16 protein-coding genes are annotated in these 15,539 nt (G+C 43.0%); 1 reads left to right on the top strand and 15 read right to left on the bottom strand.

What is annotated here, in order from left to right:
- Window positions 1-29: 29 nt before the first annotated feature.
- The 14 genes from AC1DM9_RS00800 to AC1DM9_RS00735 all read right to left on the bottom strand — a co-directional run bounded on the left by AC1DM9_RS00800 (window position 30) and on the right by AC1DM9_RS00735 (window position 13,876).
- Window positions 30-1,190, bottom strand: coding sequence for an efflux RND transporter periplasmic adaptor subunit (locus tag AC1DM9_RS00800; RefSeq protein WP_477578034.1), 1,161 nt, complete (start codon window positions 1,188-1,190; stop codon window positions 30-32).
- A gap of 15 nt (window positions 1,191-1,205) precedes the next feature.
- Window positions 1,206-2,036, bottom strand: a complete 831-nt coding sequence (locus tag AC1DM9_RS00795; protein WP_441880819.1) for a carbohydrate ABC transporter permease — start codon at window positions 2,034-2,036, stop codon at window positions 1,206-1,208.
- A 59-nt stretch (window positions 2,037-2,095) separates the two neighbouring features.
- A complete protein-coding gene (locus tag AC1DM9_RS00790) occupies window positions 2,096-2,962 on the bottom strand; it encodes a carbohydrate ABC transporter permease (RefSeq protein ID WP_477578375.1) in 867 nt (288 codons plus the stop codon).
- Window positions 2,963-3,101: 139 nt separating this feature from the next.
- On the bottom strand, window positions 3,102-4,217 hold the full coding sequence (locus AC1DM9_RS00785) for a sensor histidine kinase (protein WP_477578033.1): 1,116 nt from the start codon (window positions 4,215-4,217) through the stop codon (window positions 3,102-3,104).
- Window positions 4,210-4,905 (bottom strand): response regulator transcription factor, encoded by a 696-nt coding sequence (locus AC1DM9_RS00780; RefSeq protein ID WP_441880743.1) that lies wholly within the window; start codon window positions 4,903-4,905, stop codon window positions 4,210-4,212. The genes AC1DM9_RS00785 and AC1DM9_RS00780 overlap by 8 nt, the downstream gene beginning before the upstream one ends.
- Before the next feature lie 33 nt (window positions 4,906-4,938).
- The gene (gene rnhA / locus AC1DM9_RS00775) at window positions 4,939-5,604 is read right to left on the bottom strand and encodes a ribonuclease H (RefSeq protein ID WP_477578032.1); all 666 of its coding nucleotides are present in this window, start codon (window positions 5,602-5,604) and stop codon (window positions 4,939-4,941) included.
- Between the two features lie 123 nt (window positions 5,605-5,727).
- On the bottom strand, window positions 5,728-6,960 hold the full coding sequence (locus AC1DM9_RS00770; RefSeq protein ID WP_477578031.1) for a glycosyltransferase family 39 protein: 1,233 nt from the start codon (window positions 6,958-6,960) through the stop codon (window positions 5,728-5,730).
- A gap of 201 nt (window positions 6,961-7,161) precedes the next feature.
- Window positions 7,162-7,914, bottom strand: coding sequence for a methylenetetrahydrofolate reductase (locus AC1DM9_RS00765; RefSeq protein ID WP_477578030.1), 753 nt, complete (start codon window positions 7,912-7,914; stop codon window positions 7,162-7,164).
- Between the two features lie 168 nt (window positions 7,915-8,082).
- Window positions 8,083-8,613, bottom strand: a complete 531-nt coding sequence (gene pyrE / locus AC1DM9_RS00760) for an orotate phosphoribosyltransferase (RefSeq protein ID WP_477509856.1) — start codon at window positions 8,611-8,613, stop codon at window positions 8,083-8,085.
- Window positions 8,614-8,834: 221 nt separating this feature from the next.
- Entirely contained in the window at window positions 8,835-9,224 is a 390-nt protein-coding gene (locus tag AC1DM9_RS00755) for an NUDIX domain-containing protein (protein WP_477578029.1), read from the bottom strand.
- A gap of 15 nt (window positions 9,225-9,239) precedes the next feature.
- Window positions 9,240-9,902, bottom strand: coding sequence for an HAD family hydrolase (locus AC1DM9_RS00750; protein ID WP_477578028.1), 663 nt, complete (start codon window positions 9,900-9,902; stop codon window positions 9,240-9,242).
- The gene (locus AC1DM9_RS00745) at window positions 9,899-11,230 is read right to left on the bottom strand and encodes a serine hydrolase domain-containing protein (RefSeq protein WP_477509859.1); all 1,332 of its coding nucleotides are present in this window, start codon (window positions 11,228-11,230) and stop codon (window positions 9,899-9,901) included. Before AC1DM9_RS00745 ends, AC1DM9_RS00750 begins: the two co-directional genes overlap by 4 nt.
- Window positions 11,231-11,602: 372 nt before the next feature.
- A complete protein-coding gene (locus AC1DM9_RS00740; RefSeq protein ID WP_477578027.1) occupies window positions 11,603-12,961 on the bottom strand; it encodes a UTP--glucose-1-phosphate uridylyltransferase in 1,359 nt (452 codons plus the stop codon).
- Between the two features lie 18 nt (window positions 12,962-12,979).
- Window positions 12,980-13,876: a LysR family transcriptional regulator gene (locus AC1DM9_RS00735; protein ID WP_477578026.1), complete on the bottom strand. Its 897-nt coding sequence runs from the start codon at window positions 13,874-13,876 to the stop codon at window positions 12,980-12,982.
- Between the two features lie 119 nt (window positions 13,877-13,995).
- Here AC1DM9_RS00735 and AC1DM9_RS00730 point away from each other — a divergent pair, with 119 nt between their 5' ends.
- On the top strand, window positions 13,996-15,078 hold the full coding sequence (locus AC1DM9_RS00730; RefSeq protein WP_144376722.1) for a branched-chain amino acid aminotransferase: 1,083 nt from the start codon (window positions 13,996-13,998) through the stop codon (window positions 15,076-15,078).
- Between the two features lie 53 nt (window positions 15,079-15,131).
- Here AC1DM9_RS00730 and AC1DM9_RS00725 read toward each other — a convergent pair whose 3' ends face one another.
- Window positions 15,132-15,533: a VOC family protein gene (locus AC1DM9_RS00725; RefSeq protein ID WP_441880754.1), complete on the bottom strand. Its 402-nt coding sequence runs from the start codon at window positions 15,531-15,533 to the stop codon at window positions 15,132-15,134.
- Between the last annotated feature and the right edge of the window lie 6 nt (window positions 15,534-15,539).

The following is a 15,539-nucleotide window of genomic DNA, read 5'->3' as shown; positions in this document are numbered from 1 at the left end:
TCCTATCCTTTTCTCTTCTACTTGCTTTACTACTGCAGGCGAACACGATTTCCGTCTTGAAGAGGCTCGCTGCTCTCCAAAATAATCAGTTCATCCTCATATAGGTTATCCGCTTGAATCATCGTTACTATGTCGTTTTTTTCGCTGAAAGGAACTCTGACCTTACGGACAACATAGGCATTGCCTAATGCTCCCCTTTGCACTTCAAGCTTATTGATGAAAATGCCTTCTTGATCCTTATGAATAGCCTCATTGGAAATGAGCAATCCCTCTTGCTGCGAGCGTGCATCCAGTTTAATTTTTGCCTGTTCACCTCCTTTCAGCTCTGAATTTGCGACTTTTATGCGAAGAATATGTTGTGGAACCGTTTTGGTCTGACCAGCATCTTCACTAGATGAGCTATTTGTACGGGGTTCTGCATTTACTACCTCATCAATCATGCCGCCCAGCATATGTGTCTGTTGTTTCTGAGCAGTATCTACCTCGACTTCTATCTTCACTCCGCTTGATAGCCCGAAGCTTGTGAGCAGCCTTGAATCAACTGTTATATCCAAGCGATAACCAAGACTGCTGTTCGAAATAACAACATCAGGTTCTCCTGTTGGTGCTAACCCTTCGACAGCATTCAATTGCGTAATAATGCCATCAAAAGGAGCTGTAATTTCCTTTTGGCTTATTAGCCGCTCTTTCAAATCGTCAATTTTACGTTGCTGCGTGCTAAGATCAAGTTTCATCGTTTCAAGATCCCGTCTTGCTTTCCGAATTTTCAGCTCATCCCCTTCAATCATTGTTTGGATGAACTGATCTTGCATATTTTGCTGCTCAATTTTCTGCTTGTCCAAATTGGTTTTCTCATCTAACAGTTCTCGCTCGGCGGATTTGCTGTCGTAGAGAATGAGCTTTTGCCCCTTCGTTACTCGATCGTTTTCTTTCACGAGGACCTTTCGGACTTTCCAACCAGCAGGGTTCGATAATTTGGCTTGGGCGATCGGTTGCAAGATACCGCTGCCTTCGAGCGACAAGGCAAGGCTGCCCTTGACCAGTTTTTCCGTACTTACTTTCGGCAATGCCAGCGACTGCAGCGTATTGCTAAGAAGCGTAAAAAATAGTAACAGTCCCATCAGAATAAAAAATACAACTAAAATGTTTCGTTTGCGCCTGCGATCTGGTGGCTCTTTTTCCAGCTCCATCTCCCATCTTTCCCCCTAACCTTTAATTCCGGACAATTGAATGCCTTCGATGAAATATGTTTCCGCATAAAGAAACAGCAGCACCATCGGAGCCATGAAAAGCATAGATGCAGCGAAAGCTATCCCCATCTCACCATTCAACCTAGATAAAAACACCGATAGCGGCTGCATAAATGGATCGTCCAAAAAAATAAGCGGCTGCTCTACCATATTCCAATAATCAACAAACAAGAGAATCACAAGCGCAGCCAGACCCGGTTTGATCATCGGAGTAATAATCTTAAAAAAAATTCGCAAATGTCCAGCTCCGTCCATTTTGGCCGCTTCTATGTAAGCATAGGGAATATCAAGCATGAACTGTCTGAGCATAAACACACCAAAAGCCGCGAATATGCCAGGTAATATAATCGCATTCGGATTATTCAGGAGACCTAGCTTATCCGCCATAATATAATTGGGCACTAGCGTGACTTGGAACGGCATGAGCATTGTCAGGATATAGACGAGAAACAAGTGTTCTCGACCGCGAAATTTCAGCTTTGAGAAAGCGTACGCAGCAAGCGCTGCTACGAGGGTTTGTCCTATGATGATTGGCACGACTAAAAATACCGAATTCCAGAACATCATCAAATATCTCGGACTGCCCACCAACACGTTGTAAAACTGCTCCAGGGTCAATTGATCCGGCAGCAATTTTAAATTTACAAAAGGATTTTCTCTTCCTGCCTCCACTTTTTCTATTTGCCCTATGGGACTATAATTGATGGCAATTTCTTGCTCTGTCATGAATGAGTTTGTGAACGTAATCACAATGGGAAACAACAATAAAACTGCTATTGTACACATGACTCCCGTTAACACTATTTTTTGTACTACTTTTACAACTAGCACAGCCTTCCTTCCCCCTACTCCATGTACTGCCGAAAACGGCGTTCCATCACAAACAAACCCATGACGATCAGAAGAATACATCCTGCCATCAATGTCGCGGCGGCTGTCAGCTTCTGAATATTAAGCGACGTGAACATATTGTTCATGTAATGCTGCATCATGTATATGCTGTCATGCGGATATTCGCCTGCGATCAAATACGTTTCCCGAAATACTTTAAACGAATTAATGATCGACATAATAACTACAAAAAACATCGTGGATGTTAAATAGACCAGCGTAATACTACGAAACTGCCTTAACCGCCCTGCACCTTCAATCTGGGCGGTTTCATAATAATCCTTAGGAATTTGTTGCAGTCCCGCCAAAAATAAAATGACGTTATATCCGATGTTCTTCCATAGATAAACGATAATGATTACGTTTCGGGCCGCATCGGTTTTCATCCAATCCACCCGTTCAAATCCGAACCCGGCAAGCCATGCGTTCAAAGAGCCGTTCCAATCGAACAGCATCTGCCAAATGAGTAGAATCGAGGCGACAGGGACGACAAGTGGCAGCACATAGGCAGTGCGCAGCCAATTTCGCAAATATATATTTTTATTTAAAATGATGGCAAGACCTAACGACAGCGAAAGTATAAGCGGAACACTCACCACGCTGAAGTAAAACGTATTGGATGACGCTTTTCGGAAGGAGTCGCTCGCAAATAGCTCGCGGTAATTATCTAATCCAACAAACTGGCTATCTACCGTACTATCCATAAAAGAATAGAATACTCCAATGGCAAACGGAATCAGGTAAAATAATGCAAACCCGAAAACGCTCGGCACGAGAAATAGCAAAGCCGCTGAGGAATCCTTTCTGAACCACTTTTTCATATGTTTCCCTGCAATGAAGACATGCCAAAAACCCCACTTCTTCATTCTTCGTTCCACCTCCCATTCGTACATTTAGAATAGGGGTGAATGATAAAAGAAAAAGTAGGGTAAACATAAAATTTTCCTTAAATGAATATTATTACGATTTCTCGCTGCCATCAGATCCTTTATCATGTGGCAACCGAACTTCAAGAATCGTATGAATAAAATTGCTCTCTGCTGAAATAGTGCCTTGATGCTGAATCGTTATGTTTTTCGCAATGAACAGGCCGAGTCCTGTACTTCCTTCTTGATAGGTTCTAGATTTATCGCCGGTATAAAACATATCAAATATATGCGGCAGTTCTTCCTCTGGGATACAATCTCCGTAATTGACAATGTGCACGACCACTTCTTCTCCATCAAGTTTGCCGTTTATGTCGATAAACTTGCCGTCTTTTCCATAACGGATTGCATTCGTCAGAAGATTTTCAAATACGCGTGCCAATAAATCCCCGTCACCTCGTATGTTCAAATGCAGAGCGACATTCAGCCTTGTTGTGAGGTGGTTTTTCTCAAAAGCAGGATATAATTCCTCGTTTAATTGAATGAGAAGCTCGCTAAGATCGACTTGTTTTTTTACAATCTTATTTTTTCCGTAATTCATTCTCGTAATTTCGAATAATTCATCTATGAGTTTTTCCAAACGTTGAGATTTTGTATAAGCTATGCTCGTATAGTGGTTTACTTGTTCTTTGGACAGTTGATCATCCTGAAGGATGAAATCTAAATAACCTAAAACAGAAGTTAGCGGTGTACGCAAATCATGAGCTAAATTCAACACCAATCGTTCCTTGCTGTTTTCTTCAAAATCTCCTCTTTCCAAGGCCAGCTTTAATTTTTCGCTTGCTAAATTTATGTCTCTGGCAATATCCCCAAACTCATCTTTGGATGAAATGTTAATGTGGTTGTTAAAGTCGCCCTTCGCCAGCAGGTTAATTCCCCCCGATATTTCATGAAAATACGCTGAATATCGTTTAGTAAGCAGAAAGAAAAACCAAATGGAAAGAGGAATAAATAGGATAAGAAAAAAGTTTACATCTCCAATATCTCTTATGAAGTAACGAACTTTAGTAAAGCTATCCTCTACTTTAGTCGTATAATAATAGAGTTGGAGAACTTTATATATCGAATAGGTGATTACCCCGGAAAATAGCATACTTAGACCAAAAAGTAGAATCATTTTTGAGCGAAAGCTGCGGATCATTTTAGCCATAGAAGCTATAACCTACTCCCCAGACGGTTTTGATCAACTTATTTTTATGTGAGTCTTCTCCGAGTTTTTTCCTTAAGGTGCGGACATGTACCATGACCGTATTGCTTCCTTCATAATAAGCTTCACCCCACACCTGTCGAAATATATGTTCTGAGCTATATACTTTCTTCGGATTACTAGCTAGCAAATACAAAATATCAAATTCTTTCGGCGTTAATCCGATAGGCTTGCCATAAAAAGCGACTGTTCGTTCTTCTAGGCAGATGACTAATCCTCCAGCCTCCAACAAGAGACTGTTAACTGGAGCTACTTGGTTAAACTGCGTAGAACGCCGGAGTTGAGCGTTCACACGCGCTATCAATTCCATAGGATTAAACGGTTTCGTTACATAATCGTCCGCTCCTCTTACTAGCCCTGTAATCTTGTCGAGATCAGACGACTTGGCACTTAAAAAAATGATAGGTATATGATGTTTTAGCCTAATTTGTCTCGTTGCTTCATACCCATCCAACTTTGGCATCATAATATCTAAAATCGCTAAATCGATCGAACGCTTCTGAACAGCATCTACAGCTTCTTGGCCGTTAGAAGCTTTGACACATTGGTAACCTTCTTTCTCTAAATGCAGCTCGATCAAATCGATAATCTCCGTATCATCGTCAGCTATCAGAATTGTAATTGGCTTCATGCTCTCCGCTCCCTACAAAATGTTAACGTTCCATTACTTTCGCCCAAAATCAGCTTTAATTTCACCCCACTCCTCGGTGTTCCATTTCAACACTTTAGTCGTGTATGTATTCGTGTGCAGCCATTTCACCGCTTCATCCGTTAGCTCCCATATTTTTGCGGTGGATGCGTCCCTTTTTAAGGTGGAGGCTACCTTCTTATTACGTAGCCAACTCAGAGCCGTTCTAGAATCACTATAGATTGTCTTCGTGCTGCCCTTCTCCTTCAAGTACCTAAGTGCATGAACCACAGCGATAAATTCACCTAAATTGTTCGTACCATTCGGAATGGGCCCGACATAAAACAAAATTTCGCTCGTTTGTGTGTCCACACCCTTGTACTCGACAGGCCCTGGGTTCCCTCGCGTTCCTACATCAACAGAAATACTATCGTAGTCAATAGAAGCCGTTTCTTCCTGAAGCAGTACAGGCTGCTTTACGCTGCTCCCTGTTTTTGCTCTCGAAGCAGCAGCTTTGCCTGAGCCTGTCCCCCAATGACTGCGCCAGCCGTCTTGGAAAGCTTTTTCCGCCAGCGGCTTCGTCTCGAAAGATTTAAACTTCGCATCCTGTACTCCACTAACCTGTGCTTGGCACTCGGGCCATGAAGTGAATATCCCTGTTTTCTTGCCAACCCAGACGACATAATATTTTCCTTTTGCCATTTACCAAAATACCACCTTTGTTAAAGTCCTTATTCATACTTTCTTTCCTGCTGCTTATATTCGAATAAAACGCTATATTACATTTAGTTCTATCTATTATAAAACGTCCATGCCTTAAAGCAACTATGCTCGATAACCTTCGTTTTTATTTGGTCTGCCCTTAGACGTTATGGTGCATGAAAGCAAATATCCCAGTCCCAACAAACAAAGCGGAATCGTCGGATAAAAATATCTTGGCGTAGGCGAGAAGGGAAGATACAGCAGTATGCTAAACACGGCGAGCAATGCAATCATCATATACATCGCATTTCTTCTTTCATGGATGATGATCTTTACGAGTCCACCCAAACCAATGACCATAACGATCATATGCAAAATGGTTATCAGCTTGGAAAACAGCTTATTTACTGTTATATATCCTAAACCAGGAAAAATCTCACTAATATAAATCAGCAGCTTGCCCCAGCTATACCAGCTCAGGTAAGTGAAAAACTCATTGCGGAAACCATTGATGATTCGCTCATAAGCTATTCTCCCCATTTCCGCGGGATCTTGTTTAACGTCAACATGAGGACTCCGTTCAAAAGGATAAGAACCCCATAACAACGGATTTCCCGTCTGCTCCGCGAGCAACAGCACCTTATCTAAGGTCATCCAATTTCGAATCCACCAGGGCAGCATCATTGCAGCAAAGCCGATCGTAATCACGGAAATCGCTTTTAGCACCGCTGCCATTCCATGTTTTCTGCCGTATACAGCCACACCAGCTAGCAAAACAACTATAAAGGGAACGATCGTTGGCCGAATCAGTACACAAATGCCGAAGACGACACCTAGTGATAGAAACCAACTAAGCTTTGTCTCCTGTGCACACCTCACTAAAAGATAAATAAATAATAGAAAAAATAAACCGTATAACGTTTCTGTTAAAAGATACATTGGCGATAAAATAAACGTGGGATGCAATAAATAACAAGCCATCATAAACAGGCTAATGCCCGTATGCGCAAACATCCGTCTCGCAATCCCATACATGATAACTGCACATATAAGCTGAATCAATATTTGCAGCGCCTGAATTTGTACGACTGGGGGACGATCTCCCGCATATCCAAATACGGCATAACAGCCAGCCAAAAAAAGAGGATAACCTGGTGTTGTAAACGCATTAGGTTTTTCTGAATAAGCATATGGCGCATATCCGTAAACGCCCTCGTGAAGCAGCTGCAGCACCATTTTATTATAGCCAACCTCGTCACCCGTCAGCTTTTTATCCCAATCCGTATAATAACAGCGAAGCAGCAAGCCTAGTACAAGCAATATGGTGAAAATGACCGTTTTGGTTCTGATAGCCATATCGTCTTCAACCCTTTTTTAATATATTGTACGATATCTAAACTTCCTTACATTTCCAAATGACCACACTTGAACGATTGTAGCATTATTATAATCTTGCAGCCAATGAAGTTTTTTTCATAAAAACACAAAAAAAGACTGCTCCTCTTGGCATGTTGCCTTTGGAGACAGCCGTCATTTATTTTCCATTCGCATTTTACTTTATACGAGTACTTTACTGAAGATCCCATCAAAATAAGCCTGCAAATCGACTTTTATCGGCATAAAATAAATATGGCTGTTCGTCTTCTTCGTAAACGCTAATGCTTGCCTCGCAAAATCGATATTCCACTCAAGCGTCGGTTGAAATTCAGCAGGGAATACAACATGATTTCTTGTTTCCCAATATTTTTGCGATTTGTCCGATACGACCGGCGATACGCCCCAGAAAATTTCGGAGCCCTTCAGCATATCTGAATACTGCTCCATCAAGCTCAGGTCAAAAAATGGCTGCGTGAAGAAACCGTCTGCTCCCGCTTCAAGCTTCTTTTGTGCATACTCATATTCCTCGTCCATGCTGCCGCGATAAGGATCTATCGCTGAATACACTTTAATATGAGGGTGATCCTTCTTGAGCTTGGCGATCAAGTCTAAACAAGTCGTCGGATAAACAACCTTCTCGCTATTTTTTGGAACATCGCCGGTTACGACGAGCACCTCAGTAATGTTATGTTTGTCTAAGCGTTCTATGAATTGCAGCGGTTCTACACAGTCGAAGTCCATTGCCCGGATATGGGGAATGCTGGACTCATATAGAGATTTGCATAGGCAGGATGCCTCCCAGCTGCGCAGCTCGAACCTCGTTAAATCAGGAATATTAATTGTATTGATAGCAGGAAACTGTGTTTTAATTAAATCCAGCTCCGCCTTCAGCTGGGCCTCGTCTCTTGGAACCAGCTCTAATGAAATTCTCACCTCATAAGCCCCTTACTCTATATAGAATGAATAGAATCCATGCTCGTCAAGATTATTGCATATTATTGCATATTAACGAATTTTAATTCAAATTACCAATCAATTTAATAGCAGCTTGCTATCATTTTCTCTTATAAAGGGTAGTAGTTGCTCTGGTATTACGAAATATTACTTAGTCGAAGCTTGCAATAGCTCATCGATATGGAATAAAGAAATGTAGGTTAATCCCGCCTCTTCGAGATTCCTCCTGCCCAGCGGCTCTCGTTCAATCACCGACATAACGGACTTGATCTCAGCCCCATATTTCCTCAGATCATCCGTGCTGATAAGAATCTGCCCTCCTGTTGTAACCACATCTTCAATAATACAGACCTTTTTCCCTGCTATATGTATACCTTCAGCAAGCTTACAGGTACCATATTTTTTTGCTTCTTTTCTTACAAATGCAGCAGGTATGCCTGTTTTCAGTGAAAGAGCTGTTGCAATCGGAATGCCGCCCATCTCGAGCCCCGCCAATACTTCGGTATCGCTGGGTACTAACGGAGCCAGTTTCTCTGCTATTTCAGCCAAAAGCTTAGGATTGGACTCAAATAAGTATTTATCAAAATAGTGGTTCGAAACTTGACCTGAACGCAGCTTAAACTCTCCCTCTAAATAGGCTGCTTCATAGATTGCTTTCGCCAATTGTTCTCTCATCATTTCTAAAACACTCCTTCGCGTTTTTAAGTATAAAAAAAACACTAAAGCAGCAATCGCTTTAGTGTTTCATATAAGAATGAAAATATAAAAATGATAATCGAGGTATTTCCCGAAGCGCCTCTATCATCGTCTTCATACCTCCACCCCTTCCAGTCATTCCTATTATTGTAAAGGTGAATTTACCATTTTACAACTAATTTTTCATAGATGGAAAAAAAGATCTATAGACAAGCAATGACTCTAGACACCTGCAGATCGTTTTTCTTTTCTTCTAATGTAAACCATGCGATTCCTTTCAATACCTGCTCATCAGCAGAGAGCTCAGGGTCTACTCCAAGCTGCGCCTCTTCCTTCGCATCAACGGTAACAAGATAGCAATAATCCGGTCCTAATGAATATTCAGCTTCAAATAATAGTCTTTCAGCTTTGCCGTTTAGACAGACTTCTTCCTTAACCTCACGAATAACCGCTTCCTCATTCGTTTCCCCAGCTTCTACGCCACCGCCGGGCAATGTCCAGAAGCTCCGATTCTCGAGGGGATGATCTTGAAAGACCATCAAAATTTTCTCATCACGAATAATTGCCGCACAAACCCTCGGTCTTAGCTCCATTTTAGCTTTCCTCCGTTATTTCCATTGTTCAACTAAATGTCTAATTTCTATTAAGTCCTTCATCTTCGCGTCATACTCAAATGACTCCGTATAATAGTTGTCTTCCTTCCATATTCCCCTCATGCCTGTCGCTTTGCTCGCAGTGATGTCATTGACTGGATGGTCTCCAACATAAACACATGCCTCTGTCGCCACATTCAGTTTTTCCGCAGCTCGCAGGAATATAGCGGGATCAGGCTTGCGAAGGCCTTCCCGCTCCGAAATAAGAATTTCATCAAAATAATGAGCGATTTGGAGTGCTTGAATATTGCTCGCTTGAAAGTCGCCGAATCCGTTCGTAATCATCGCCAGCTTATAGCCTTTCTCCTTAAGGCCATCGAGCAGTTCTATCATATTAGGAAATGAAACCGCATGATTTGAGAAACCTTTTTTATAGTCGTCTAGCAACTCATTCCAATCCAGCCTTAGCTCAAACTCTCGTATGAGCTCCTGGTATACTTTGTCCTTCCAAACATAGCCACGACTGTCTAATGCGATGAACCTTTTAATATAACTCTCTTTATCCACCTCGACGTTCGGTCTAATCAATCTCTCGAATTGCTCCTCTACGAACTTCAATAAGGAACGATCACGATCCAGCAGCGTACCGTCTAAATCAAAAATAACGGCTTGAATCATGACTTAACGCTCTTCACTGCTTTTTTGACGCCGCCAAACAGCTGAACCGTTAATTCTGGTACAGATCCGGTTTCGGTATAAGTAATCTTTCCGTCCATTCCATTCAAGAAAAACAGCAGTTCTCCCTCTACTGCGGAATAAGGACAGAGCTCAAATTTAAACCACGTATTTTGGGTGAGATAAAACTTCTCTTGCTCTTGCGAAATGATTAATGGCGAGCCTGGCTCCCCTTCCACATCGTAGCTGCCAATGAGATTGTTATACTGATTGATTTTCAGCTTGATCGGCGTATGCGATATCGGAAGCTGCACTTCTTCGCCCAAAACAAGCCGCGCCAGCTGCTGACTAATCGCTCCTACCTGCGTCGTTACTAGATTAGATAAAACGATTACCGTTACATCTTCTTTTTTATAATGCCTCATTTCGGTTAAGAAACCATTAATGCCTCCGCCATGACCGATAACTTTCCTGAGGCTGCCCATAATTTCTTCCTCATATATAGATAATCCGTAGCCATATGTATCTTTGAAAGGTGTCGTCATGCTCGCATAAGCCTTCTCGCTGATCTGCCTATGTGAATGCAGCGCCAGTCCCCAAATATAAAGGTCCTCAACGGTCGAATACATGCCTCCAGCACCGGATGGAATAGTCATTTCCAGAAACTCTGCATTCACTACTTCACCCCAAACCTCGTAGCCGGATGCACGGTTTTTCAATATTTTTTTAGCATGATCATAACCGGTATTTATCATTCCGAGCGGCTTCAATATGGCATGGTAAATATAGTCCTCGTAGGTGCGTCCGGATATTTTCTCGATAATTGCTGTAAGAAGCACGTATCCTGAATTGCTGTAATCAAACTTCTCCCCCGGTTCAAACAACAAGGGCTTGTCTGCAAATCTGGCAATGAGGTCGTCTGTAGAAGAAACAAGCCTCATCTTTGGTACAAAATCCTCTAGGCCTGTGTAGTTCGGAATTCCTGATGTATGTGTTAGCAAGTGATGAATCGTAATTTTATCGCCATTTGGGTAGCTGGGGAGGTACTCGGAGATCGGGTCTTCTACGTTCAGAAGCTTCAGTTCATGCATCATAACGATTGCTGCCGCCGTAAATTGTTTTGTAATCGAGCCAATACGGAATTTCGTCTGCGGATCATTCGGAACATCCAGCTCAAAGCTTGCCATCCCATAACCCTTGTTTAAGATGATTCGTCCCTCGAATGCAACCAATACACAACCGTTAAGATAACCTTGTTTAGCTAGACAATTGCAATGATTATCTAGTTTTTGTTGCAATTGATCGGTAGATGTTACGTGTTCTGTATTCATCAGATCATCTCCCTTTAGAAAGAAGTCTATTCTATTAGCTAATAAACATGAATAATCAGCCACCTCAATAATACCGTACACACGTTCGTAATGTAAACATTTTCCTTGTTGATATCTTTTTATAAAATAGGTAAACGCAGCCCTATATTTCGACTGTGTTGGCTCTCGAGTAATTTCAAAACATGTAATGAACTCTAGAGACGTTATTTCGCACAAATGATCGTTTTCTAAATTCTAACGAACTCCAGTAACGTTATTCTACAAAATAACTTCAATATATGGAGCTACAACGTAAAATAGCGCCAGTGGGATTCGTTACATACCAAATAGAGTCTAATTTGATCATATAGCGACTCTGGAGTTCGTTAGCGATCAGTCAAAGCTCCAATCTTCCGCTTTCAAGCCTTCACCGTTATACGAGATTAATGGTGAAATTTCTATATCACGCCCCTGCAGCTGCTCTTCAGACACACCAGCGGCGCGCAGCCAGCTTCGATGAAGCGACTGAACGAGCTTGCGTGCACTAAGCGGACTGTCTTCACCCGATTTATTTTTGACTGGAGCGAATTCCTCCTCACGAATCCCCCGTATAACAGTAACTTCATCGGCCAATGGAAAAAAATCGAAAATAAAGCGTTCGAGCTTATAGGCGTTTGGCTCCGTAGGTGTGATGATGCTTCCTTCGGCGTCCATGTATTTCATCTTTTTGGAGGCAATATGGAAAGGAATATCCGTATCTGCATGCTCTTCTATGAAGTCCAGCTTAAATAGATGGATAGATATATGCCCTAAGCTATAAAACAATCGCCCTTCATTCGTTCTTTTATCCTTAATGGATGACGGAATTTCGTTATACTCGAGTACAGCCGGACGATCATTTTTCAAACAAAAAATCCCGATTTTCTCGTCAACATCCGTTTTTTCGATAACCTTTGTTGCAACCATCTGATTGCGTGACGCAGCTAGTCCAATAAATGCAGGGTCTGCGACCTTTATGAGCGCATTGTCTACATTATAATAAAACAACCACGCTAAGCCTCTTTGCTTCATATCAGCAATTGCTCCTGTGCGTTTTAACGACGCGAAACATTCTCCATTGCCGCTAGGGGCCAGCATTAGTGTTCCGTCCTCCGATAAAAGCAGCTTACCGTCATGATCGAGCGCAGGCATCGTATTTTGCTGGAAGAAAAAACAGTCCTCCGCTGGATAACCAAAGTAATGCAAGGAATGAAAAAATGCCTTCGTTGCTTCATGATTATCGGGGCTAGTCATGATATACCATGGGATAGACTTGCCGGCTTTTCTCGATAAATACAGCAGCCGCTCTGCTTGAAGCTGAAATAAAGATTTATGGGATGGAAGTCCAATATCCAGCGTACCCTTAGGCCCATCATGGCCAAGCCTGCTGCCCTGCCCGCCAGCAACAACGATAACTCCAGCTTTCCCAGCTCGCAGCAGCTCCCAGCCCTTTTCAGTATATGCCGCTTTTTCTCCCTGTTCAAAATCTTCCCAGTCTTCAAAAGGTATCGAAGATATCGTATCGTTGTTCAGCTTCTTAGTATCGCTGCGGCCGGCTAAAGCTTTGGCTATCCGCTCAAAATCAATTTCTAAAATTTGCGCAGCCAGGTTGTTTTTCTCCTGCTCCGGCAGGTTTGCAAGCATCTCCAGAACATGCTGCTGCTCATACATACGAAGCTTGGCTTCCGCTAATCTTATAGGTAGTTGATCCAAGTGCTGTCACCTCCTTTATTACATTTCAGTACGAAAGCTTTCAATAAATTGCTGCGCGCGCTTGGACAAATAATGATCCTTCAGCCATAGAATGCCGACACCCGACTGAAAGTCTGCATCCTCAATGTTGAGCATTTTGACGACGGTGCTTGGAAAAGAAGACATAACTGATTTCGGAAATACGGTCGCCCCAATGCCGCAAGCGATAAGGGACATAATAATGGCGACACTAGAGCATTCGCATATAATATTAGGAACGAAGCCGTGCCGTTTGCACTCGTTCACGACCTGCTCATGCATGCGAGTCGTTCGATCCGTCTTCAAGGTGAGAAACGGAAACTGGGCAAGCTCCATCATGCACAATGCTTCTTTTCCTGCATATTCCGTCCATGAGCTTGGAATAACGGCAACAAACGGATCTGATGGCAGCGGCATAATGGAGTATTGCTGCGGATGCTTCTGTGCCTCAAACGGCAGCCGGGCGATAACTAAATCTATGGCCCGCTTCTCCAGCTGTTCACCAAGATAGAAGTGATCGCCCTCCGATATTTTAAACGTAACTTGAGGATATTTCTCTCTGAACAGCTCAATATTTTTGGGCAATAAGGAAATGCAGGAAACAACGGACCCGATCGACAGGACGCCGCGAACCCCCTCCTCCATCCCCTTTACCTCTCTGAGGGATTCATCAAATTGCAAGAGCAGCGACTCCGCCTTCTTCTTGAGCAGCTCTCCTGAATCGGTCAAAATCAACCCTTTGCCGTTTCGCTCAAACAGCTTGACGCCAAGCTCCTCTTCCATTTGCTTCAATTGCCTGCTAAGAGGCGGCTGTTCCATATTAAGCAGCTTTGCAGCGCGCGTAACCTGTCCCTCTTGTGCTATAGTTAAGAAGTATTTAAGCTGCCGCATGTCCAATTCGATCACTCCGTCCGTTCATACCCTAAAGGTATGGACATTCAATAAAATAGATATTTTAAATATATCGCATGAAGTGATAGCATTCAATTAACGATCAATAAAGGGAGATGGGCCATTTGCTACAATCATTGGAAATCGAGTTAACCAAAAACAAGAAACAACAACCAGAAGTGGACCAGCTTGGGTTCGGCAATCATTTTACGGACCATATGTTTATTATGGATTATTCGACGGACAACGGCTGGCACAAGCCGCGTATTCTGCCTTACCAACCGATCGTACTAGACCCTGCAGCTAAAGTGTTTCATTATGGACAAACGATCTTTGAAGGCTTGAAAGCGTATAAAACCGACGATGGTCGCGTATTGCTGTTCAGACCTCAAAAAAACATACAACGAATGAATCGCTCTAACGAGCGTCTCAGCGTTCCTGAGCTCGATATCGATTCAACGATTGAAGCTTTAAAGCAGCTTATTTCAGTTGATAAGGACTGGATTCCAACAGCACCTAGCACGTCGCTTTATATTCGTCCATTCGTCATAGCGACTCAACCTCAGCTTGGTGTAGCACCGTCTACAGAGTATAAATTCATCATCATTATGTCGCCGGTAGGCGCTTACTACACAGAAGGCGTGAACCCGGTAAAAATCTTCGTCGAATCCGAGTACGTTCGATCCGTAAAGGGCGGCGTGGGCGAAGCGAAAACGGCCGGCAACTACGCTGCTGGTCTCAAAGCACAGGAGCTTGCTAAAGAGAAAGGTTATTCTCAGGTGCTATGGCTCGATGGCGTACATCGCAAATATATTGAAGAAGTCGGCAGTATGAACGTCTTCTTCAAAATCAACGGTGTTGTTCATACACCTGCACTAAACGGCAGTATTCTCGATGGGGTGACTCGCAATTCCATCATTCATATGCTCCGTCATTGGAATATTGAAGTTGTCGAGCGTCCGATTACGATCGAAGAGCTGTATGAGGCTGGGCGCAGCGGMGCATTAGAGGAAGCTTTCGGAACAGGTACAGCTGCTGTTATTTCTCCTATTGGAGAACTGAACTGGCAGGATGATGTTCTCGTCATCAATGGAGGCCAGACAGGCGAAATCTCCAAGAAGCTTTACGATACGCTAACGGGCATTCAAATGGGCAAAATTGCAGATCCATTTGACTGGATGGTAGAGGCTACTCCTGTTAACGTCTAGCTTATTTTAATAAAAGGCTGCCGAATCCATTGATCGGCAGCCTTTATACTATTTTAGTTGCCTGGGTTGCCATCTGTTCCGCCGAATGCAAAGTGGTAGCCATCCGGGTCCTCGATGACGAACTCTTTCCATGGTCCTCCGTCTGCATAAATGATTGGTTCCACGGAAATGATAACATTTTTACTGCGGAACTCCTCGTACAGCGCATCCAATTGTGCCCATGTTTCTGTATAAACCTGTACATCCACGGCATAACCGCCGCCAGCTGGACGCTGATTCGGCCTTACATCCGAAGGGTCGGCCGCTTGAAATAGCTTGAGTGCTACGCCATGCAAGCCGCCGCGCTCTGCCCACCAATCGGTTACATTAAAACCAAGCGAATCGCGATAAAAGTTTTGAGACTTTGCTAAATCGGATACCATTAATACGGTAAGAGAGCTAAGTTGATTAGACATTTTCGC

The organism is Paenibacillus sp. 01T431 (assembly GCF_056398625.1).
Note: the sequence above shows the minus strand (reverse complement) of the source record. Positions and strands in the feature narration are given on the sequence as shown.